The organism is Xenorhabdus bovienii SS-2004 (assembly GCF_000027225.1).
Classification (GTDB): domain Bacteria; phylum Pseudomonadota; class Gammaproteobacteria; order Enterobacterales; family Enterobacteriaceae; genus Xenorhabdus; species Xenorhabdus bovienii_C.
In genome coordinates this window covers 825033-848780 of record NC_013892.1, presented here as the reverse complement: position 1 = coordinate 848780, position 23748 = coordinate 825033, and the positions used below count along the sequence as shown (strand labels likewise).

General features: G+C 43.5%; 18 protein-coding genes and 3 pseudogenes. 15 read left to right on the top strand and 6 right to left on the bottom strand.

Going from position 1 to position 23748, the window contains the following annotated elements; translation table 11 throughout:
• Positions 1–12 precede the first annotated feature (12 nt).
• Positions 13–129, bottom strand: a pseudogene (locus XBJ1_RS22895) (IS110 family transposase); the annotation flags it as partial.
• Between the two features lie 112 nt (positions 130–241).
• Here XBJ1_RS22895 and XBJ1_RS21215 point away from each other — a divergent pair.
• From XBJ1_RS21215 to XBJ1_RS03550, 4 genes and pseudogenes are all read left to right on the top strand, one after another.
• A complete protein-coding gene (locus XBJ1_RS21215) occupies positions 242–535 on the top strand; it encodes an IS3 family transposase (protein WP_071822437.1) in 294 nt (97 codons plus the stop codon).
• A 32-nt stretch (positions 536–567) separates the two neighbouring features.
• Positions 568–822 (top strand): DDE-type integrase/transposase/recombinase, encoded by a 255-nt coding sequence (locus XBJ1_RS22890; RefSeq protein ID WP_158304280.1) that lies wholly within the window; start codon positions 568–570, stop codon positions 820–822.
• Between the two features lie 259 nt (positions 823–1081).
• A pseudogene (locus XBJ1_RS22280) lies at positions 1082–1237 on the top strand (transposase); the annotation flags it as partial.
• A 627-nt stretch (positions 1238–1864) separates the two neighbouring features.
• Positions 1865–2848: pseudogene (locus XBJ1_RS03550) on the top strand (IS30 family transposase).
• A gap of 87 nt (positions 2849–2935) precedes the next feature.
• On the opposite strand, the gene pflA reads toward XBJ1_RS03550, so the two are convergent.
• The 4 genes from pflA to ycaO all read right to left on the bottom strand — a co-directional run bounded on the left by pflA (position 2936) and on the right by ycaO (position 9079).
• Positions 2936–3676 carry a pyruvate formate lyase 1-activating protein gene (gene pflA, locus XBJ1_RS03545; protein ID WP_012987396.1) on the bottom strand — a complete coding sequence of 247 codons (741 nt, stop codon included), beginning with the start codon at positions 3674–3676 and terminating at the stop codon, positions 2936–2938.
• Between the two features lie 122 nt (positions 3677–3798).
• Entirely contained in the window at positions 3799–6081 is a 2283-nt protein-coding gene (gene pflB / locus XBJ1_RS03540) for a formate C-acetyltransferase (protein ID WP_012987395.1), read from the bottom strand.
• Positions 6082–6135: 54 nt separating this feature from the next.
• Positions 6136–6993: a formate transporter FocA gene (focA, locus tag XBJ1_RS03535; RefSeq protein ID WP_012987394.1), complete on the bottom strand. Its 858-nt coding sequence runs from the start codon at positions 6991–6993 to the stop codon at positions 6136–6138.
• A 322-nt stretch (positions 6994–7315) separates the two neighbouring features.
• On the bottom strand, positions 7316–9079 hold the full coding sequence (ycaO, locus tag XBJ1_RS03530; protein WP_012987393.1) for a 30S ribosomal protein S12 methylthiotransferase accessory factor YcaO: 1764 nt from the start codon (positions 9077–9079) through the stop codon (positions 7316–7318).
• A 149-nt stretch (positions 9080–9228) separates the two neighbouring features.
• On the opposite strand from ycaO, the gene ansB reads away from it, so the two are divergent.
• From ansB to kdsB, 11 genes are all read left to right on the top strand, one after another.
• Positions 9229–10275, top strand: coding sequence for an L-asparaginase 2 (gene ansB / locus XBJ1_RS03525; RefSeq protein ID WP_012987392.1), 1047 nt, complete (start codon positions 9229–9231; stop codon positions 10273–10275).
• Between the two features lie 463 nt (positions 10276–10738).
• Entirely contained in the window at positions 10739–11827 is a 1089-nt protein-coding gene (gene serC, locus XBJ1_RS03520) for a 3-phosphoserine/phosphohydroxythreonine transaminase (RefSeq protein ID WP_012987391.1), read from the top strand.
• Positions 11828–11943: 116 nt separating this feature from the next.
• Positions 11944–13230: a 3-phosphoshikimate 1-carboxyvinyltransferase gene (gene aroA / locus XBJ1_RS03515; RefSeq protein WP_012987390.1), complete on the top strand. Its 1287-nt coding sequence runs from the start codon at positions 11944–11946 to the stop codon at positions 13228–13230.
• 192 nt (positions 13231–13422) lie between these two features.
• The gene (gene cmk / locus XBJ1_RS03510) at positions 13423–14109 is read left to right on the top strand and encodes a (d)CMP kinase (RefSeq protein WP_012987389.1); all 687 of its coding nucleotides are present in this window, start codon (positions 13423–13425) and stop codon (positions 14107–14109) included.
• 193 nt (positions 14110–14302) lie between these two features.
• Positions 14303–15976 (top strand): 30S ribosomal protein S1, encoded by a 1674-nt coding sequence (gene rpsA / locus XBJ1_RS03505; RefSeq protein ID WP_012987388.1) that lies wholly within the window; start codon positions 14303–14305, stop codon positions 15974–15976.
• Positions 15977–16048: 72 nt separating this feature from the next.
• Complete coding sequence (ihfB, locus tag XBJ1_RS03500) at positions 16049–16339, top strand: integration host factor subunit beta (RefSeq protein WP_012987387.1); 291 nt, start codon at positions 16049–16051, stop codon at positions 16337–16339.
• A gap of 204 nt (positions 16340–16543) precedes the next feature.
• Positions 16544–18889, top strand: a complete 2346-nt coding sequence (locus tag XBJ1_RS03495) for a ComEC family protein (RefSeq protein ID WP_012987385.1) — start codon at positions 16544–16546, stop codon at positions 18887–18889.
• Between the two features lie 35 nt (positions 18890–18924).
• Complete coding sequence (gene msbA, locus XBJ1_RS03490) at positions 18925–20673, top strand: lipid A ABC transporter ATP-binding protein/permease MsbA (protein WP_038198359.1); 1749 nt, start codon at positions 18925–18927, stop codon at positions 20671–20673.
• The gene (gene lpxK, locus XBJ1_RS03485; protein WP_012987383.1) at positions 20670–21665 is read left to right on the top strand and encodes a tetraacyldisaccharide 4'-kinase; all 996 of its coding nucleotides are present in this window, start codon (positions 20670–20672) and stop codon (positions 21663–21665) included. Before msbA ends, lpxK begins: the two co-directional genes overlap by 4 nt.
• Before the next feature lie 108 nt (positions 21666–21773).
• Positions 21774–21953 (top strand): Trm112 family protein, encoded by a 180-nt coding sequence (locus tag XBJ1_RS03480; RefSeq protein WP_012987382.1) that lies wholly within the window; start codon positions 21774–21776, stop codon positions 21951–21953.
• A 3-nt stretch (positions 21954–21956) separates the two neighbouring features.
• On the top strand, positions 21957–22706 hold the full coding sequence (gene kdsB / locus XBJ1_RS03475; RefSeq protein ID WP_012987381.1) for a 3-deoxy-manno-octulosonate cytidylyltransferase: 750 nt from the start codon (positions 21957–21959) through the stop codon (positions 22704–22706).
• A gap of 89 nt (positions 22707–22795) precedes the next feature.
• On the opposite strand, the gene elyC is transcribed toward kdsB, so the two are convergent.
• A complete protein-coding gene (gene elyC / locus XBJ1_RS03470) occupies positions 22796–23602 on the bottom strand; it encodes an envelope biogenesis factor ElyC (protein ID WP_012987380.1) in 807 nt (268 codons plus the stop codon).
• Between the last annotated feature and the right edge of the window lie 146 nt (positions 23603–23748).

Genomic DNA, 23748 nt, shown 5'->3' with positions numbered 1-23748 from the left:
CTGTCTTGATGGTTAAGTTCTAATAGCATAGTTTTCATCATATGATTGCTGCGTATTTAATAATCCATAGCACAAATGAATTAACTTACACATCGCAGCGCCTAAAGCCAACATTTTTGCCTTCCCTTTATGGGGTATGAAGCCCAACCGTACGAAAACGTACGCTAAGTATGTTTTTTAAACAAATAAGGGATTGGTTTGGATATGGGAAAACATTGTACATTTAATTTAGGGTGTTTTTTTGAGCATATTTCGCTATCACCAAACGTGCTCCTCTCTTCGAGATCCTCATTCCGGTAGCGCCAGTGATGGTAGTAAAGCCGCTCTGAGGCTAGGCAGTCGCACGTTGAGCCATTGGCTCACGAATGAAGGCCAACCCGTTGGGCGCTGGAAGGCCAGACGGTTAATGCAGGAATGCGGTCTGCAAAGTTGTCAGCAGGGCGCTCATCGTTACCGTCCGGCAGGCGAAGAACACGCCACTTCTCCCCATCTTTTGCGGCAGCATTTTACACCGGAGTGCCCGAACATCCAGTGATCCGGTGATATTACATCCATCTGCACAAAAGAGTGCTGGCGCTATCTTGCCGTGGTGATCGATTTATTTTCCCGTCGCGTGGTAGGAATGCGGATGCTGAGTTGGTATGTCGGGCACTGAACAATGCGCTGGAAACGCGTCATATTGAAGGCCGACTGATTTTTCACTCAGATCAAGGAAGTCAATACAGCAGCAAAAAGTTTCACCGGTTACTCTGGCGAAATAAGGTTATCCAAAGCATGAGTCGAAGAGGCAACTGCGATGATAATTCCCTAATATCTGGGTAGCTATTACAATCACCAACGTCCCCATCGCTTTAATGGCGGGATGGGATGTCACCGGTTGAATACGAAAGAGGTTGGGAAGAGGCTAAAAAGATGTCCGATATCTCTTGACCACTACATTTCGGATAAGGGGCATCGCTCTGGACTCGCTCAAAAACAGGGGAGCTTACCTGATGACCGCTTAATGCGACAGAACCATAAAATCCCATTGGGATAGTTTCTTATTTTTCATAAAGATTTATTTATTCCCCTTTATGCCTCATGGGGCTATGATAGGTAGCTCTATAAACGCCGTAATGAAGTCGAACGTCTTTTTCACATACTAAAAGGATTCAGGAGGATTTTCACACACGTCGAAAAACTGGACTTAATGTTTAAGGAATTTCTAACTATCGTATTTATTTATCTCATAATTTAGTGTTAACACACCCTAAAAAATATTTCTTGTATTCACATATTAATGAATTAAGCGTATTAAATGTGGGAGATTTAAAAATGAAAAGATTATCTTATATCATATTGCTTTGTATATCGACTTTTGCGTTAGCTAATATTAGCTTCGCTGAAAGCTTATATCAAAATGATCCATACCCAAATCCTCAATGCAACATACAGGCTCAAAACATATGCCGGCCATCCATTTTCAAATCTTGGCTATATGCAAGATGTATGGATATTGAATATAAACAATGCATGGGTAAAAAATAAATAATATCAGGATCAGCGCATTAGCACTGCCACGTATTACAGCCGTACGCCCCATTGTGGCATGATAACCCCTGACATTTTTTCCTGAAAAGAGGGAGAGGTGTTCAATGCACTTACCTACTAACGCTTGGGAACAGGAACTGCGCTGGTTCTGTCGCATTAATAAAGAAAGTTTGAATGAAGGTAGTTCTGTCTATTATTTATGCAACCAAACGGTAAAACATCTCTGCAGGAGATAATGTATTAAGATAACTTGGATTCGCATAATAAGTGCAATTTCTAAGAAAGGCAGTCAGTTGCTATAGTAGGCATCTTTCTCGCCAAAGGAAAATGCGCGATGGCCTATAAACAACTGACCGAAACAGAAAGATATCAGATTTTCAGCCTGAAAGAAGCCGGTTTTTCACAACGGGAGATTTCAAAGTCACTCAATCGAAACCCATCAACGATTAGCCGGGAATTGAGATGAAATCGGGAGGCAAAGAAATATACGCCTGAACAAACTCAGCTTAAGGCCGTAGCGCGCCGACAGTGTGCTACAAAAGCAATAAAAGTGAAACCAGAGATAGAAATGTGGATCAAACAGTTAATTTAGCAAGATTTAAATCCTGAACAAACAGTCGGTTATCTCAAAAGGGAAAATATAATATCTTTGCATCATAAAACAGTTTATCGATTGATTTATAAGGATAAACTTAATGGTGATAATTTATGGCTACATCTTAGGATTGCGAAAAAACCGTATCGTAAACGCTATGGAAGTTATAAGCGCAGAGGCAAAATTAAAAACAGAGTCAGTATTGATAAGCGCCCCAAACTTGTTGATAAAAAGCAGCGTATTGGTGATTGGGAAGGAGATACTCTCGTGGGTAAAGATCATAAAAGTGCATTATTGACATTAATTGAACGAAAATCGTTATTTACTATCATAATTAAACTTGAAAATAAAACAGCAGAAGGGGTCGCAAAAGCGGCAACAAGACATTTATCACTGATAAAACATAAAATTAAAACAATGACCTTTGATAACGGCCTCGAGTTTGCCGAACACGAACTGATCAGTAAAAATTTAGAGACAAAAATTTATTTTGCTCACCCGTATTCCCCCTGGGAAAGAGGGATAAATGAGAACACGAATGGATTAATCAGAGATTACTTCCCAAAAGGAACTGATTTTAATAAGGTGTCAGAGCGGGAGATTAACCTTGTGGCAAACCGATTAAATAATCGTCCCCGTAAAACACGAGATGACAAAACACCGAATGAGTTATTTAAAGGAATACCCACTCATTTACTTCGTCCATTACGGTGTTGCGCTTAATATGTGAATCCAAGATTTTTTAGAAAAACCTGACTGAAATTAAATTTTTAGTCAGGTTATATTAAATGAAAAAAATAGGAAGGGAGCTTAATAGATGACATGGTGTCCATAACTAACTAAGATTTCTTTTACTCGTTCCATTGTTTCTTTTGAAGGAGGCTTTACTCCTTCCAATTTATACTCTTCTCCCATAGCAATCCATTTATGTTTGCCAAGTTCGTGATAAGGTAATAATTCAATTTTTTCAATGTTCTTCATATCCTTAGTAAATTCACCAAGCATATGGATAGATTTATCATCGTCTGACCACCCCGGAACCACGACATAGCGAATCCAGGTCTTTTGATTGAGTTTTGCCAGATAGTGGGCAAATTCGAGTGTGCGATGATTGGAAACACCGATTAATTTTTGGTGAATTTCATCATCAAGCTGTTTTAAATCCAACATAACCAGATCAGTATCGTCCAGCAGTTCGTCAATGATGAGATCATAACGACGAACAAAGCCATTGGTATCTAAGCAGGTGTGAATATTTTCTGCATGACAGGCTCTGAACCAGTCGCGGACAAATTCAGCCTGAAGGATGGCTTCTCCACCAGAAGCGGTAACGCCCCCACCAGAGGCATTCATAAAATGACGGTAAGTTGTCGCTTCTTTTATAAGCTCTTCAACAGTGACTGTTGTACCACCGTGGGTATTCCACGTGTCGCGGTTATGGCAATAAAGGCAACGCATCAGGCAGCCCTGGAAAAACACGATAAAACGGATACCTGGGCCATCAACGGTTCCGCAAGATTCAAAAGAGTGGATGTGACCAAGTACAGACATGAAAGCGTTTCTCCAAAAACTGACAGGATAATAAAGGCCCCAATTGTGAAGGGGCCTTTAGTCTATGTCATTTTATTTCAATAGAGAATAATGACACTTTTGGACAATGCTATTTTTCTTAATCATATCGTCTGGGTAAATGTACGAGTGATGACATCTCGCTGTTGTTCTTTAGTCAGCGAATTGAACCGCACGGCGTAACCAGATACACGAATAGTCAATTGAGGATATTTCTCCGGATTTTCCATTGCATCTAGTAGCATTTCACGGTTCATTACGTTGACGTTCAGGTGCTGGCCTCCTTCAATATCCGCTTCGTGATGGAAATAACCATCCATCAGACCAGCCAGATTCGCCTTGCGTACCTCATCGTCTTTACCCAGTGCATTAGGCACGATAGAGAAAGTATAGGAAACCCCATCTTTCGCATAGGCAAATGGCAGTTTGGCAACAGAAGTCAGTGAGGCAACCGCACCTTTTTGATCACGCCCGTGCATTGGGTTAGCTCCAGGGCCGAATGGTGCACCAGCACGACGTCCATCAGGAGTGTTACCGGTTTTCTTGCCATAAACCACGTTAGAAGTAATGGTCAGTACAGACTGGGTTGGTACTGCGTTGCGATAGGTTTGTAGCTTTTGAATTTTCTTCATAAAGCGTTCAACCAGATCACAGGCGATATCATCGACACGCGGATCATTATTTCCGAATTGTGGATATTCGCCCTCAATATTGAAATCAGTTGCCAAACCATCTTCATCACGGATTGGAGAAACTTTCGCATACTTGATTGCAGACAGTGAGTCGGCCGCTACGGAAAGACCCGCGATACCACATGCCATGGTACGGTAAACATCACGGTCATGCAGCGCCATCAGTGCTGCTTCATAGCTGTATCTGTCATGCATATAGTGAATGATATTTAAAGCAGTGACATACTGTTTTGCCAGCCAATCCATGAAATGATCCATGCGAGCCATGACTTTGTCATAATCCAGCACTTCGTCTCTCATTGGCTCTTCTTTCGGGCCAACCTGTATTTTCATTTTTTCATCCACACCGCCGTTGATTGCATACAGCATGGTTTTTGCCAGATTGGCACGTGCGCCGAAGAATTGCATTTGCTTACCAACAATCATTGGGCTGACACAACATGCGATAGCATAGTCATCGCTGTTGAAATCAGGGCGCATCAGATCATCGTTTTCATATTGCAGGGATGAGGTATCGATAGACACTTTCGCTGCGAATTTTTTGAAGTTGATTGGTAGTTTTTCAGACCACAGGATGGTCATGTTAGGCTCTGGGGATGGCCCCATAGTATAAAGTGTGTTTAGGAAACGGAAACTGTTTTTGGTAACGAGAGTACGGCCGTCCAAGCTCATGCCTGCCAGTGATTCTGTTGCCCAGATGGGATCGCCAGAAAATAACTCGTCGTATTCTGGAGTACGCAAGAAACGAACCATGCGCAGTTTCATGACCAGATGGTCAATCAGTTCTTGAGCTTCTTGTTCTGTCAGTCTGCCTGCTTGCAGATCGCGTTCGATGTAGATATCCAGGAAGCTGGACACACGACCGAAAGACATCGCTGCACCATTTTGCGATTTAACCGCTGCCAAATAAGCGAAGTAAGTCCATTGCACGGCTTCTTTCGCTGTGATCGCCGGATAGGAAATATCACAGCCATATTTAGCTGCCATTTCTTTAATCTGACTAAGAGCGCGGTGCTGTTCAGCAATTTCTTCACGCAGACGGATAGTAGCTTCCAGATCTTCACCGTTTTCCAGTTTTTCCTGTAATGATGTGAATTGAGCATATTTTTCATCACGCAGGAAATCGATACCGTACAGAGCAACGCGGCGGTAGTCACCGATGATGCGGCCACGGCCATAGGCATCAGGCAAACCTGTTAGTACACCGGATTTACGGCATTTCAGGATATCAGGTGTATAAACATCGAATACTCCCTGATTGTGGGTTTTGCGATAGTCAGTAAAAATTTGTTTCAGTTTTGGGTCTAGTTCACGGTTGTAAGCTTTACAGGAACTCTCAACCATTTTGATTCCACCAAATGGAATAATGGCACGTTTCAGTGGCGCTTCGGTTTGCAGGCCTACGATTTGTTCTAGGTCTTTGGCAATATAACCCGCATCATGAGAAATAATCGTAGACGCAACATCAGTGTCAAAATCAACCGGCGCATGAGTACGGTTTTCGATTTTGATACCTTCCATGACTTTTTCCCACAAAATATCAGTCGCTTTTGTGGCGCCTGCAAGGAATGTTTCATCACCTTCATACGGAGCATAGTTCTGCTGGATGAAGTCACGAACGTTAACTTCATTTTGCCAGCTACCCTCGTTAAAGCCTTGCCATGCTACAGAGAATTTTTCATTTAACTCGGACATGATATTTCTACCTTTTAACAGTGGAACTTTTAAGAGACCTGACGTGGAGGCGAATTAATATTTTTGGCCGCCCCGTAAATACATGAACCAATAAATCAACCCAACCAATATCGCACCGCCAATAATATTACCTATCGTTACAGGGATAAGATTATCAGTAATAAAGTGTGAAACAGTGAGTTGAGGAAATTGTTCGGGAGTGGCTCCCACTTTTGCCCAGAATTCAGTTGGGGCAAAATTTTTGATAATGATCCCGAACGGAATTAAAAACATATTGGCAATACTGTGTTCAAAGCCACTGGCGACAAACATGGCAACTGGCAGGATCAAAGCAAACAATTTATCGATCAGGCTGCGCCCGGCATAGCTCATCCAGACCGCAAGGCATACCATCAGATTGGCCAAAATACCTAAACATAGTGCTTCAATAAAGGTGTGGTGCATTTTATGATCGGCAGTCTGTAATACGTTCAGCCCCCAGAAACCATTAGCGACTGCATATTGGCCTGATTGCCACATTAAAATGACAAAAAATAGTGCGCCAATCAGATTACCGATATAAACGTTAATCCAATTTTTGAGCATTTGTGACCAGGTAATACGGCCTGTGGCTTTTGAAACTATAGTCAATACTGTGGAGGTGAAAAGATCGGCACCAAATATAACCACCAGCATTAAACCAAGAGAAAAGCAAATCCCGCCAGTTAATTTTGCTAATCCATAAGGAATGGAAGATGTTCCTGTGGTAGCTGTAATATAAAAGACAAAAGCAATGGAAATAAACACACCTGCCATGATTGCCGATAAATAAGTCACTGCGGGATGTTTATTAACTTTATATACACCACTATCATCAGCGATTTGTGCCATTACAGCAGGTGGAAATAAATTAAAAGGGTTGTCAGTTTTCATACTAACACTCTCTTTATCCTTAATTAATTTTAGCACGTAATGATAGTAACAAACGATCATTGACCTAAATTTGATATGGATCATATTACGCAGAAAGTCTGGGGGATTATGGGGGGCTAAATGCGACTATTATATCTTAATGTATTGATTTATAATGAAAAAATATTTTTTAAAATTTATAACAATATTTTATATGAAAGATTTTTGAGAATATTAAAAACGTAAAATAACAGGTTAAATTGTCATTTATTTGTTATTTTTAAATAAACTTAATTTAACCTGAATTTTACTTTCTATAATAAATAAACTTTAATGTAACGGTTTATTTATTTGACCAAAACTCGCGTTTGGCTTTTTGCAGTTTTTCATAAGCATTGAGTAATGCCTGATGTGCTGGCAATGTTTTTAGCTCTGAATCTACAGACCATAGGCCGTAGAAGCCGTTTTTGCCGTCAATGGCGGCGGAAGCAGCATCGACTGTTTCCTGACCGTACATTTTGACAAAAGCCTGATGGTATTGGCTTGGGTCACGATCTTCTTCTTGGGTCAATAGCAGCAGTGTTTGCAAACAGCGATAATAATTGGCTCGTTCGGCGGTGAAGACCGAAGCATTGAAGTCCTGTGTCCACTCAACCCAGATCAGCGCTTGTTCCAGATCGTTGCCAGCCAATGCCAGCATGGATTTCAATTCACCAATGCGCAGGTTACTCCAGCCGTTGTCTTTACCTGCGGCGATCCCCAGTAATTCACGGACACGGGTGAAATCATCCAGCCCTTCGTCATCCAATTGTTCAAGGAAAGCAAGATATTCTGCTGGTTGCCATTGGCTATTTGGTAACGCCAGAATAGTATCACGCAGATGAGTTCCCATTGTATTATTGGCAATGTGCAAATCTTCAACCGGATAAATATCTGACATGCCAGGCACCAGAATACGGCAGGCATAAACGTTCAGATGTTCGTAATCAGCAATATAAGCTTCAGCATCCAGCGTATTGAAGATCCCCATCAGTGTGGCAAATTCTTCTTCTGTAGTGCCTTTGAAACTCCAATCAGCAAATGTATAGTCGGCATCCTGTTTGAACAGATCCCAGCTAATTGCACCGCTTGAATCGATGAAGTGAGTTTCCAGATTGGTATGTTCAGACACTTCTTCATCATCGAAGCTTGGTGGCGTAAAGACATCCAGATCCTTTAAGCTGCGGCCTTGCAGAAGCTCGGTTACGGTACGTTCCAGCGCAACACCAAAATCAGGATGAGCGCCAAAAGAGGCAAAGCAAGTGCCATTATTCGGATTGAACAGCACAACGCAAATTACCGGAAATTGACCACCCAGTGAGGCATCGTAGCAATAAAGTGGGAAGCCTTCTGCCTGCAATTTGTTGACGGATTCAACTACGCCAGGATAGCGATTCATTACGCTTTCTGGGATTTCAGGCAGGCTGATGCATTCTGCAATAATGCGGTTTTTTACATAGCGCTCAAACACTTCTGATAACCCCTGAACGCGGGCTTCGTTCATGGTATTGCCTGCGGACATGCCGTTTGAGACATACAGGTTGCCGATAATATTCATCGGAATATAAACGGTTTGATTATCGGATTGGCGAGTGAAAGGCAGAGCACAGATCCCGCGTTCTTCATTGCCGGATTGAAAATCAATCAATTGACTGGCACAGAGTTCGTTGTCAGGGTTATAGAAATGGTGAAGGCGCTCGTCTAAAATGCCCTCTGGCAGGGAGTCATCTTCTGGCAATGGAAACCATTTTTCGTTTGGATAATGGACAAATTCCCCGTTAGCAACGGTATTCCCAAGGTAAAAATCAGCGAAAAAATAGTTTGTCGACAGACGCTCAAAATATTCCCCTAATGCAGAGGCCAATGCTGCTTTTTTGCTGGCTCCTTTGCCATTGGTAAAGCACAGTGGGCAGTCGCGATCACGGATATGTACCGACCAGACATTGGGTACGGGATTCAGCCATGAGGCTTCTTCGATATTAAAACCAAAAGATGCCAGCTTGGATTGGAAGTGGTTAATGGAATCTTCCAACGCGGCGTCTTTGCCGGGGATATAGGTTTGCGTCATCGTTATTCACTTCAATTTTTTGTTAAAGGCCGCATATCATACGGCGTTTTTTTTGTCTGCTCTATCAATTCCCAAAAATTATTGTTAATTAGAGTTTATTTATTTCCAGTTTACATAATAAAATGACTTTTTTTACAAGAGGTTAAATCATGAGAAAGACTAAAAAAACAGCAATAGCCGGTTTTCTGACGTTAGTTAGTGGTTCTGCGCTTGCTCTGCCAAACATTACTGTTTTGGCAACTGGTGGCACAATTGCCGGTGGTGGCGAGTCAGCAACTCAATCTAGCTATACTGCGGGTAAAGTTGGTATTGATTCACTGCTGAATGCTGTACCCGCGATTAAAAACATCGCTAATTTGAAAGGTGAGCAGGTTGTCAGCATCGGCTCTCAAGACATGAATGATCAGGTTTGGCTGACACTGGCAAAAAAAATCAACGCAGATTGTGATAAGACCGATGGTTTCGTGGTTACTCACGGTACTGACACGATGGAAGAAACCGCTTACTTCCTCGATTTAACCACTCAGTGCCAGAAGCCAATCGTAATGGTTGGTGCAATGCGCCCATCAACAGCTCTGGGTGCTGATGGCCCATTGAACCTGTATAATGCCGTAGTTGTAGCGGCAGATAAAAACTCTGCAAACCGTGGTGTTTTGCTTTCTATGAATGATTCTGTGATTCACGGTCGTCATATTGGCAAACTGAGCACCACTGAAGTTCAGGCGTTTCAGGCTATCAATAGCGGAGCAGAAGGTTTTGTTCACAATGGTAAGGTGAGCTACTACTCTGCTACTGCACCAGAAAAAGAGCATAAATTCGCTTTTGATGTCAGCAAACTGGATAAACTGCCAAAAGTGGGTATTGTTTATAACTACTCTAATGCCTCCGAATTGCCAGCAAAAGCATTCGTGGAAAATGGCTATCAGGGTATTGTCAGCGCTGGTGTAGGTAACGGTAATATCTATAAATCCGTTTTTGACACTTTGGCTCAAGCCGCTAAAGATGGTGTGGTTGTTGTCAGATCCAGCCGTATTCCTTTTGGTTATACAACCAAGAATGCTGAAGTTAACGACAGCAAATATGGTTTTGTAGCATCAGAGCGTTTGAATCCACAGAAAGCTCGTGTTCTTCTGCAACTGGCTCTGACGCAAACTTCTGATACAGCAAAAATTCAGGAAATGTTTACTCAATATTAATTCCTGACTTATATCCAATAGATTTCAATTTGTAGCCAATGAAGCTGTAATTTGAAAGATGAAAGATATAGAAAAGCAGAAAGACGCCTTTAATGCGTCTTTCTGTATTTAAGTTCAATATCTGACCATAACATATTTCTAATAATCCAGTGATTGAAAAAAATATTATTTACTTACTGAGAGTTATTTTAAAATTCCTTATATTTTCGGATGTGTTCATCACATTCATTACAAGCTGAACTATTGATACATCTATTTTTACATTCATAAATAGAAAATCACCTTTAAATAATACATCGATTTATATATTTCGGTGTTTTATATCCATATTATTAATAATTCAGTCTATCAACCAGTTATACAATAGGTTGCAACAATCTTTTAATAACCATTGCAGCGACAGGGCGGGAATGATAAAACCAATACATCCGATTTTATTGTATCCGTTGATAGGGTGAAGTTAATGAGTCAGGTATATAATTTCAGCGCTGGTCCAGCCATGTTGCCAGCAGAAGTACTACGCCGTGCAGAACAAGAGCTTTGCAACTGGCATGGTCTGGGAACATCTGTTATGGAGATCAGCCACCGTAGCAAAGAGTTCATGGATGTTGCGGCTGAAGCAGAAAAAGATCTTCGGGATTTATTAGCAATACCTGAGAATTATAAAGTTTTGTTTTGTCATGGTGGTGCTCGTGGTCAGTTTTCGGCTTTACCACAGAATCTACTTGGTGACAAAACGACAGCCGATTATATCGTCAGTGGTTATTGGTCTGAGTGTGCAGCGAAAGAAGCAGAAAAATATTGCACACCAAACGTCATAAATATTACGACAGAAGTTGATGGCATCAGAAGCGTAAAGCCAATGAGTGAATGGGCGCTGAGCAGTGATGCCGCCTATGTGCATTATTGTCCTAACGAAACTATTGAAGGTATTGCAATTTTTGAAGAGCCGGATTTTGGCGATGATAAGATTGTGATTGCTGACTACTCTTCAGCTATTCTTTCAGCCCCGATTGATGTGAGTCGTTACGGTGTGATTTATGCGGGAGCCCAGAAGAACATCGGGCCAGCAGGAATTACAGTGGTGATTGTCCGTGAGGACTTATTGGGTAGAGCACATCAGCATACTCCGTCAATTCTGGATTATACTGTGCAGGTTAAATCAGCCTCGATGTACAACACGCCACCAACATTTGCCTGGTATCTCTCTGGCATGGTATTCAAATGGCTGAAAGAGCAGGGTGGCTTACAGGAAATCAGCAAACGTAATCAGGCGAAAGCAGAGCTCCTCTATCGCACCATTGATAACAGTAATCTGTATATCAACTGTGTTGCGCCACAGAATCGTTCCATCATGAACATACCATTCCAACTGGCCAACCCAATGCTGGATGGTAAATTTCTGGAAGAAGCCTATGCACATGGGTTACACGCTTTGAAAGGGCATAAAGTTGCTGGTGGTGCGCGAGCGTCCATTTATAACGCCATGCCTTATGAAGGTGTTCAGGCATTGGTTGAGTTTATGGCTGATTTTGAACGCCGTAACGCATAATGCGCTTATTATCGGGAGGAATGAAACCTCCCGATGTGAATATTCCTCACTTATTTCAATAGATTAAAGCGAAAATTACAAATACAACGTATTAAAAACCGGAGATCCCGCTGTTTATGCAATCCCTGACGTTAAAACCTATTTCCTGTATCAATGGAACTATTAACCTGCCCGGCTCCAAAAGTGTTTCCAACCGCGCGCTGCTGCTTGCAGCCTTTGCCAAGGGAACTACTTGCCTGACCAATTTGTTGGACAGTGATGATATCCGCCATATGCTTAATGCTTTGACAACACTCGAAATTCCCTACCGTCTATCAGACGATCGTACTTGCTGTGAAATTGATGGCATTGGGGGAACTATCACCGGAAAAGGTGCGCTGGAGCTGTTTTTGGGCAATGCAGGGACGGCCATGCGTCCGTTGGCTGCGGCACTGTGTCTGGGAGACAACAATGTCGTGCTGACAGGGGAACCTCGGATGAAAGAGCGTCCGATAGGTCACTTGGTGGATGCATTGCGTCAAGGCGGAGCAAAAATTGATTATCTTGAACAGGAAAATTATCCGCCCCTGCATATCAAAGGTGGATTCTCGGGGGGGAAAGTTGTCGTTGATGGCAGTGTTTCCAGCCAATTTCTGACAGCTTTGCTGATGGCTGCACCACTGGCGGCGAATGATACAGACATTCATATTCAAGGTGATTTGGTTTCTAAACCTTATATTGATATTACTCTGGCGCTGATGGAAAGTTTCGGCGTGACGGTAGAAAATCACCAATATCAAGTTTTTCATGTTAAGGGGCAGCAGCAATACCAATCGCCGGGACATTATCTGGTGGAAGGGGATGCTTCATCTGCCTCTTATTTTCTGGCCGCCGCTGCGATAAAAGGTGGCACGGTTCGCGTGACAGGTATCGGTAAGAATAGCCTGCAAGGCGATACAAAATTTGCTGATGTGCTGGAAAGGATGGGGGCGACGATTCGCTGGGGTCATGATTTTGTGGAATGTGAACGTGGCACATTGATTGGTGTCGATATGGACATGAATGCTATTCCTGATGCCGCTATGACTATTGCGACAACAGCACTGTTTGCTCAAGGTGAAACGGTCATCCGCAATATTTATAACTGGCGGGTAAAGGAAACGGATCGTCTCAATGCAATGGCGGCTGAATTACGCAAGATTGGGGCTGAGGTGGAAGAAGGGCATGATTACATTCGTGTCGTTCCGCCACAAAAGCTCAATCATGCTGAAATTGAAACTTATAATGATCATCGAATGGCGATGTGTTTCTCACTGGTTGCGCTTTCGGATACACCAGTGACGATTCTTGATCCAGGCTGTACGGCCAAAACATTCCCGGATTATTTCAATCAGCTTGAAAAACTGAGCCAATACATAATGTAATCAGGGATTGAATCCATTTCAGTGGCTTACTCATGGTGAAAATCGTCAGGTAATCATGATGTGCTTATTCCACTCATCTGCGGAGTGCGTATAATAAGAGATATTTTACTGCTCATTAATTGAGCAGTTTTCTGCAATCGGTAGATGACCCGTTTGTTGTGCGGAAAGCGCTATGCGAAAAGGAGGAAAATAATGGTGGCGATAGCCTCAGTAATAACCGTTGATGGGCCAAGTGGTGCTGGCAAAGGAACACTCTGTCAGGCACTGGCTGAAGCATTGGGTTGGCAATTACTTGATTCAGGTGCCATTTATCGTGTATTAGCACTGGCAGCCATTCATCATCAGGTAGATATCCAATCCGAAGACTCACTGGTTCCTCTGGCTGCAAATCTAGATGTTCGTTTTATGCCTGCAAATGGCAAACTCAGGGTCATTCTGGAAGGCGAAGATGTCAGCAATGAAATCCGTACTGAAGCTGTTGGCAATACGGCTTCACAGGCGGCAACATTTCCTCGTGTCCGTGAAGCCCTGCTTCGCCGGCAGCGGGCTTTTCGTATCGCACCGGGGTTGATCGCTGATGGTCGTGATATGGGAACGGTGGTATTCCCTGATGCGCCAGTGAAAATTTTTCTCGATGCCAGTGCGGAAGAACGCGCCCGCAGGCGCATGTTACAGTTGCAGGAGAAGGGTTTTAGTGTTACTTTTGACAGCCTTTTGTCCGAGATACAGGAACGGGATTTCCGTGACCGCAATCGGGCAGTTGCGCCGTTAGTGCCTGCATATGATGCATTACTCTTGGATTCGACCAGTATGTCTATCGAAGAAGTGATTGATAAGGCTCTGACTTATGCGAAAAACGCGTTGGCATTGCCTGCGTAATTGTAGTTTTCGCATGTTGTACTCTTGCAACAGCGCACCAAGAAGATGTATATAGAATCCTGGTATGTGGGCAGTAAAATATGCTGGCATACCAAAGCACCTTGTAACAGGGAGTAGTTGCGAGGTATGTAAAACAACCCCATTCGGCCGGATGCTAGATGGACGTTAATTTAAAACCTTGAAGATCATTAACATGACAGAATCTTTTGCTCAACTCTTTGAAGAATCCTTACAGGTTATCGAAACTCGTCCAGGTGCCATTGTTCGTGGTGTCGTCGTTTCTATCGATAAAGACGTTGTATTGGTTGATGCAGGTCTGAAATCAGAATCTGCAATCCCTGTAGAACAATTCAAAAATGCTCAGGGCGAGCTGGAAATCCAAGTTGGCGACGAAATCGACGTTGCTCTGGATGCGGTAGAAGATGGTTTCGGTGAAACTATCCTGTCCCGTGAAAAAGCAAAACGTCACGAAGCATGGCTGATGCTGGAAAAAGCATACGAAGAAGCTGAAACTGTTACCGGTGTTATCAACGGTAAAGTCAAAGGTGGCTTCACTGTAGAACTGAACGGTATCCGTGCATTCCTGCCAGGTTCACTGGTTGACGTTCGCCCAGTTCGTGATACTGCTCACCTTGAAGGCAAAGAGCTTGAGTTCAAAGTCATCAAGCTGGATCAGAAACGCAACAACGTAGTTGTTTCCCGTCGTGCCGTTATCGAATCTGAAAACAGCGCAGAGCGTGATCAGCTGCTGGAAAATCTGCAAGAAGGCATGGAAGTTAAAGGTATCGTTAAGAACCTGACTGACTACGGTGCATTCGTTGATCTGGGCGGCGTTGATGGCCTGCTGCACATTACTGATATGGCTTGGAAACGTGTTAAACACCCAAGCGAAATCGTCAATGTGGGCGATGAAATCACAGTTAAAGTACTGAAATTCGACCGTGAGCGTACTCGTGTGTCTCTGGGTCTGAAACAACTGGGTGAAGATCCATGGGTAGCAATCGCTAAGCGTTACCCAGAAAGTACTAGACTGACTGGACGCGTAACTAACCTGACTGACTACGGCTGCTTCGTTGAAATCGAAGAAGGTGTTGAAGGTCTGGTACACGTTTCAGAAATGGATTGGACCAACAAAAACATCCACCCATCCAAAGTTGTTAACGTTGGTGACGTTGTGGAAGTTATGGTTCTGGATATCGATGAAGAGCGTCGTCGTATCTCCCTGGGTCTGAAACAGTGTAAATCTAACCCTTGGCAGCAATTTGCTGAAACTCACAACAAAAACGACCGCGTTGAAGGTAAAATCAAGTCAATCACTGACTTCGGTATCTTCATTGGTCTGGACGGCGGCATCGACGGTCTGGTTCACCTGTCTGACATCTCCTGGAACGTTGCAGGCGAAGAAGCAGTTCGTGAATACAAGAAAGGCGACGAAATTGCTGCTGTAGTTCTGCAGGTTGATGCAGAGCGTGAGCGTATCTCTCTGGGCATCAAGCAACTGGCAGAAGATCCATTCAACAATTACCTGTCTGTAAATAAGAAAGGTACGATTGTTAATGGTAAAGTGACTGCAGTTGACGCAAAAGGTGCTACAGTTGAATTAGCTGACGGCGTTGAAGGTTACCTGCGTGCATCAGAAGCTTCTCGTGACCGCATTGAAGATGCAACTCAAGTTCTGAACGTTGGCGATGAAGTTGAAGCTAAATATGTTGGTGTTGATCGCAAAAACCGCATAGTTAACCTGTCTGTTCGTGCGAAAGACGAAGCTGATGAAAAAGACGCTATCGCTTCTGTGAACAAACAAGAAGATACAAACTTTGCTAACAACGCAATGGCTGAAGCTTTCAAAGCAGCTAAAGGCGAATAATCTAAGTCAATAACATCGGGTGATACCTCGGCAACGGTGGTATTACCTGATACGGTAGTTTAGGGAGGTATTATGACCAAGTCTGAATTAATCGAAAGACTTACTGAGCAACAATCTCACATGCCAGCGAAAGCCGTTGAAGATGCAGTGAAAGAAATGCTTGATCATATGGCAGAAACATTGGCCGCAGGTGAACGAATTGAAGTTCGTGGATTCGGCAGCTTTTCTCTTCACTACCGGGCTCCACGTGTGGGTCGTAACCCCAAAACTGGCGATAAAGTTGAATTGGAAGGTAAATACGTTCCTCACTTTAAACCAGGTAAAGAGTTACGCGATCGCGTGAATATCTATAGTGACAGCTAAGATAGAAGTTATTACTTAATTGCTAACGGCACCTTGGGGTGCCGTTTTTTTGTGATTATTTTCGCATTATTTTGTCATCTTTTCTTAACCGACGAACTAATTTGCGAAGTGATTCTATATTAGAATTTATCTGTCTGGCCGTAGCATAAATAATGGAATAGGCTTGCCTGTGTGAATGGAATATCAGCGCAGAGGCATAACCGGATGTGGCCTATCATTTTTTTTCCCTTGAATTATATTCTCTCCATTTGGCGAAAGCCGCTGCTTATTATCAGTCTGAATCAGGCTGCTATAGCAATTATTCTGGGAATGTTCCCCTTATTATTGCTCGCTGAACTACCTCAACAGAGGGAAATTTATTTCCTGATTGGGCTGGCATTTTGTTTATGGTTTGTTCCCCGGAAATCCGCTCGGATAACTTCGCTGATGTTATGGACATTTATTTTTGGATGTTGGCATGGTCACCTGATATTGAATCAAATCACTTATTTCAGCGAAACATCCCGCTCTGCAACGGTCATGATTGAGAGCGTATCTTTAGATGCTGAGAAAAATAATGCGGAAGAAACAGAACGTCATCGCATCAGATTCATTGAAAGTGATGGAAAATATATTTTTCCTGCATTATTTGCATCGGTACTATGGAATTCTTCTGAATCGCTGTGTGCTGGTCAGATATGGCAGGTCACAATGAAACTCAGGCCGGTTCATGCTCAATTGAACCATGGAAGCTATGATAGCCAGAGATATGCACTTTCGATTCGTCAGCCACTTAATGGCAAAATTACTAAGGCTAGGTTACTAAGAGGTCAGTGCAGTTTTAGGCAAGATTTGATAAATAAACTGGTGCCAGAAATCCAACCATTGAAATATTCAGGGATCGCTCTGGCTCTTACCTTTGGTGAAAGAAAGTGGCTGGATCAACAAACCAGACTGCTGTTGCAGCAAACGGGCATCGCTCATCTTATGGCTATTTCAGGGTTGCATATCGCAATGGCCAGTTTATTCGGCTGGAGCCTTGCCAGGGGCATTCAGTTTTTCTTTCCGGCAAGGTGGGTGAGTTTTCGTTTCCCGCTTCTCATGGGGTGGCTGACCGCAGTGTTATATGCTTGGTTGTCAGGCTGGGGAATTCCGGCTGTCCGGGCAATATTAGGATTAACACTTTGGATTTATCTGCGGTGCAGAAATCGGTTTTGTTTTTCATGGCAGTGGGCTTTATGGAGTGCAGCTCTGATTTTATTGTTTGATCCACTGGCAATCCTTTCTGACAGCTTTTGGCTCTCATTTACTGCGGTGATGGCGTTGTTATTTTGGTTTCACTGGATGCCCTTACCGGAGGGCATTCGTTATGGCTGGCATTGGAGTTGGCTACGTGGGCTGCATATGCAATTGGGAATGATGCTAATGTTGTTGCCGTTGCAGCTTTTACTGTTTCAGGGGCTGAATATTGCATCATTGGTTGCTAATTTATGGGCTGTACCGATAGTTTCTTTCTTGTCTGTGCCACTGGTGATGTTAGCGTTATCCTGTTTCTTTCTTCCTGTTATTCAGCCAATTTTGTGGCAGTTGGTTGATTACAGTATTGTATTCGCTTTGGCGCCTTTGCAGGTTTTAACACATTCATGGTTTGAAACAGGGCATTTCCCTATCTTTATCACGCTTGTGGGGTGGTTTTCTGTCGTTTTTTGGCGTTTGGGCTGGTGGAAGTCTTATAAATGGCTGTTAGGGGTCTTGATTGGAATCATTGTTTGTTATTTAAAACGCGATGATGAATACCAATGGCGTTTTTCGATGCTGGATGTTGGACATGGCTTGGCAGTGGTCATTGACAAGGGAGGAAAGGCAATCATTTTTGATACAGGAAACCGTTGGGAAACGGGAAGTATGGCAGAAAAAGTCATTGCACCTTATTTGCGTTGGCATCGTTTGACACCAGAACAGATTATTCTCAGCCACGATCATTTGGATCATACAGGTGGCGTGGAATATCTGCGCAAAAAATATCCTGATATTCAAATCAGGAGTTCTTTGATCGGGCAATCACATTTGCCTTGTATTCGTGGTGAGCAATGGACCTGGCAGGAATTAACGTTTCAGGTCATCTGGCCGCAAGAAAAAACAGCGGTTGTCGGTAACAATCAATCTTGCGTGATCCGCATTGATGATGGTAAACACAGTCTATTATTAACAGGTGATTTGGAAAAACAGGGTGAATACCGCTTAGTCAGTCTTGAACGAGAACATCTGAATGCAACAATATTGCAAGTTCCTCATCATGGGAGCAATACTTCGTCCACAGCGGTATTTATACGCACAATCATGCCTAAATATGCATTAACTTCGGTTGCCCGTTATAGCCCGTGGAAGTTACCTTCCGTGAAAGTACGACAACGTTATAAAAACGCTGAAATTCAATGGTATAGCACTGCGATTTCCGGCCAGATTACCGGTTATTTTTATCGTGATCACATTAAATTAGCAGGTTATAGACAACACATAATGTCACGGTGGTATCATCAGTGGTTTGGTATTCATAGCGATCATGGGTAGAATGACCCGCTATTTCTTTTGGTTTTGGTAACTCAATAATGAATGATAAAGACCTTTCTACCTGGCAGACCTTCCGCCGATTGTGGCCGCTCATCACACCATTTAAGCTAGGCTTGGCAGTGGCGGCGATTGCGCTGGTTATAAATGCTGCCGGTGATACATTGATGCTTTCTTTGTTGAAACCTTTACTTGATGAGGGTTTTGGCAAGGCAGACATGAGCGTATTGGAGTGGATGCCGCTGGTTGTTATCGGGCTGATGCTTTTGCGTGGCATATCGGGTTTTATATCAAGTTATTGTATATCTTGGGTATCTGGCAAAGTTGTCATGCAGGTGCGCCGTCGTCTGTTCACTCATATGATGGGTATGCCAGTTTCCTTTTTTGACCAGCAATCTACGGGAACATTGCTTTCCCGCATTACATACGATTCAGAACAGGTTGCTTCTTCTTCTTCCGGCGCGCTGGTGACAGTTGTCAGGGAAGGAGCATCAATTATTGGCCTGTTCATTCTGATGTTTTATTACAGTTGGGAGCTTTCCCTGATCTTGATTGTCATTGCTCCGATTGTCGCTCTTGTTATTCGTCTTGTTTCGGTACGTTTTCGTAATATCAGCAAAAATATGCAGAACAGCATGGGAATGGTGACAACCAGCGCAGAACAGATGCTGAAAGGGCACAAAGAAGTTTTGATCTTTGGTGGTCAGAAGATTGAGACTAAACGTTTTAACCAAGTCAGTAACCATATGCGTCAGCAAGGCATGAAAATGGTGTCGGCGTCGTCTATTTCTGACCCCATTATTCAGTTAATTGCCTCTTTTGCTTTAGCGTTTGTCCTCTATGCTGCCAGTTTCCCGGAAATTATGGGCGCACTGACTGCGGGTAAAATCACCGTGGTATTTTCATCCATGATCGCCCTGATGCGCCCATTGAAATCGCTGACTAATGTTAACGCACAATTCCAGCGTGGTATGGCCGCTTGCCAAACATTATTTGCGATTCTGGATATGGAACAGGAAAAAGATGAAGGTAAGCTGGAGCTGAAAAAAGCAAAAGGTGATCTTGAATTCCGTAATGTCACATTCTGCTATCCAACCAAAGATCATCCTGCGCTGAAAAGCATCTCAATGACCATTCCTAAAGGTAAAACTGTCGCATTGGTGGGGCGTTCTGGTTCAGGAAAATCGACGATTGCCAATCTTCTCACTCGTTTTTACGATATCAATGAAGGCGGCATCATGTTGGATGGGCATGATTTGCGTGAATACTCATTGTCTTCACTACGCAGCCAGATAGCGCTGGTATCGCAGAATGTCCATTTGTTCAATGATACGGTTGCTAATAATATCGCTTATGCCAGCGAAGGAAAATTTAGCCGTGAAGAAATTGAACGAGCTGCGGAAATGGCCTATGCGATGGATTTTATCAAGAAACTGGATCAGGGTCTTGATACCATGATTGGTGAAAATGGTGTCCTGCTTTCAGGCGGACAACGTCAGCGTATTGCCATTGCCCGTGCGTTGCTGCGTGATTCCCCAATTCTTATTCTGGATGAGGCAACCTCAGCACTGGATACTGAATCTGAGCGTGCCATACAAGCGGCGCTGGATGAATTGCAGAAAAACAGAACTTCTTTGGTCATTGCCCATCGCCTTTCTACCATTGAAAATGCGGATGAAATTATCGTCGTTGAAGACGGTTTTATCGTCGAAAAAGGTAATCATTCGGTTCTGTTGGAAAAAGATGGCGCATATGCCCAATTACATCGGATGCAATTTGGTCAATGATTGAACGCATATGGTCCGGCCGTTCATGGCTTTACATCTTGTTATTGCCACTGTCAGCCCTTTATGGGCTGATAAGCGGTCTGCGTTGTTTAGGCTATAAACTGGGGTTGATCCGTTCCTGGAAAGCGCCTGTACCTGTTGTTGTAGTGGGTAACTTGACGGCAGGAGGGAATGGCAAAACACCAATCGTCATTTGGTTGGTTGAACAATTGCAGCGAACAGGCTATCAGATTGGTGTTGTTTCTCGCGGTTATGGCGGGAAAGCGGAACATTACCCACTGTTGATAACAGGTGAAGTGACAACGGCACAAGCGGGAGATGAGCCAGTTTTGATTCATCGCCGTACTGGTGCACCTGTTGCGGTCGCACCGAAACGCGCCGACGCTATCAAGGCGTTATTAATGCATTTCCCCGTCGATATTATCATCACCGATGATGGCCTCCAACATTATGCCTTACAGCGTGATTATGAAATTGTGGTCATTGATGGTATCCGTCGCTTCGGTAATGGCTGCTGGTTACCGGCAGGGCCGATGCGGGAACTCGCTGGTCGTCTAAATACGGTTAATACCATTATTGTTAATGGGGGAGTGCCGGAAACAGGCGAATTGCCCATGACATTAAAAGGTGAACTGGCGATTAACCTGCTGACGGGAGAATCGCGTCAGGTCAGTGATATTCCCAATGGGGTGGCAATGGCGGGTATTGGTCATCCACCGCGTTTTTTTGCAACTTTGCAGCAGTTGGGAGCTGTTTTGCAGGAAACACACGCTTTTGCTGATCATCAATCTTATGATAAAACTCAATTGTCGGCTCTGACCGATGATGGGCAGAATTTGCTGATGACAGAAAAAGATGCAGTTAAATGTTTCCAATTCGCTCAGCCTAATTGGTGGTATTTACCGGTTTCTGCACATTTTCCAGAAGAAAAAGAGCAAAAAATGCTGGATGAAATTTGTGCTTTACTTCCTAAATTGAATATGCGCAGATAATCTTGGTAAATCATCACAGCATTCAACAAAATAACAGAGTTAACGGTGATACATAGCTTGTGGTATTCTGAACCGCATTAAATTCGAAGCCCGTCATTTGGGGGATATATGGATCACCGTTTACTCGAAATCATTGCTTGTCCGGTATGTTACGGTAAGCTTAATTACGATAAAGAAAACTTTGAACTGATTTGCAAACTTGACCGCCTCGCTTTTCCCGTCCGTGATGGCATTCCTGTTCTGTTAGAAAATGAAGCACGGGCCCTGCCAGCAGAGGAAGAAAAATAATTCATGTTTACCGTTATCATCCCAGCGCGTTTTGCTTCAACTCGCCTGCCCGGAAAACCGCTGGCTGATATTCATGGCAAGCCAATGATTGTGCGCGTTATGGAACGGGCTATCCGCTCCGGTGCTAATCGGGTGATTGTGGCGACAGATAACCAAGCCGTTTTTGATGCCGTCACTGCCGCAGGCGGTGAAGCTTGCATGACAAGTGCGCATCACCATTCAGGTACAGAGCGTTTAGCTGAAGTCATTGATCAATACCAATTTTCTGATGACGAAATCATCGTGAATGTTCAAGGTGATGAGCCACTTATCCCAGAACAAATCATCAAGCAGGTCGCCGATAATCTGGCAGAAAGTGATGCTGGAATGGCAACACTTGCAGTACAGATCCAAGATGCAGAAGAAGCATTTAACCCTAACACTGTAAAAGTTGTGATGGATGCGCAAGGTTATGCGCTCTATTTCTCACGCGCCACGATCCCGTGGGAACGTGATCGCTTTATGCAGTCAAAAGAAACAGTCGGGGATAACTTCCTGCGCCATATCGGGCTTTATGCATATCGGGCAGGGTTTATCCGTCGCTACGTGCAGTGGGCGCCAAGCCCATTGGAAAGCATTGAGATGCTCGAACAACTGCGGGTGCTTTGGTACGGTGAGAAAATTCATGTCGCCAAAGCGCTACAAGCGCCAGGTGCAGGGGTAGATACACCTGAAGATTTGGAAGCCGTCAGAAAAACCTTTGCTGAGTGCTGAACACGTTATCCGGTATAACAGTCAAAAGAGAATGCCGCTTCTGCGGCATTCTCTTTTTTCAGTATGATTCCGACTCTCACTGTTTTCTATTAAGAGTTTTCTGTTTTTTCGGTTGCTGCCTCTTTAGTTACTGGCTTTATTGCCTGCCAGATTTTACCCAACGTTTCATACCAAGCTCGTTCTGTATGTGAAAAATAATAGGCGGATGGAATGTATTTTTCCCATGCATACAATGGAGTTGTCACAGCCAGTTGATTGGCAGGGCCGGCGATAGGGTGCATACCACGCCGTTCGAAGAACTTGAGCGACCGTTCCATATGATTGGCGGAAGTGACCAGAATAAAAGGTTGTTGCCCAAGCACTTTTTCAACTTCAGCGGCTTCCTCTTCCGTATCTAAAGGCTCTCTTAATGCAATCGTGTCTTCTACAGGAATTCCCAAAGATTGTGCTACCATAGCAGCGATTTCAGCACTACTGATTGAGTTAACACCTTTACCACCCGTAAAAATCATTTTAGTGCCAGGATTAAGGTGATATAACCGAATACCTTCGGTGACTCTGGGCAGACTATTACTGATAAGGTTGGCACTGGGCGCCCATTGTGGGTTGTAAGTGAAACCGCCACCGAGAACAACAATATATTTTACGGGGGCAATATATGCTTTGTCAGGCTCGTAGCGTTGAACATACTTCCCCTCGATAGGAAGTAAAAGTTTGTCAGCAATCGGCTGTAAACTAAATAAAAGTAGCGCAAGCCAACTCAGTGACAGTAAAGCTTTACCCGTTTTTTGCCAGCGGGTGAACCACAGAAATAGCAGGGCTGTCAAAGAAACAAGAATAATCAAAGGCAAAGGCATTAATAGCGCGCCAACATATTTTTTAAGCAGAAATAACATTGATTGGCCTTGGTTTGGTGGAATTATAGCCGCCCGGGGTCGAATTTAGGGCTAAAAGTAGTGAATTCAATGATTACTGTGCCAAAATAACAGTAGCCAGCATTATTACTCAATAAATAAATTAAACTTAGCTTATCAGTGAGGCA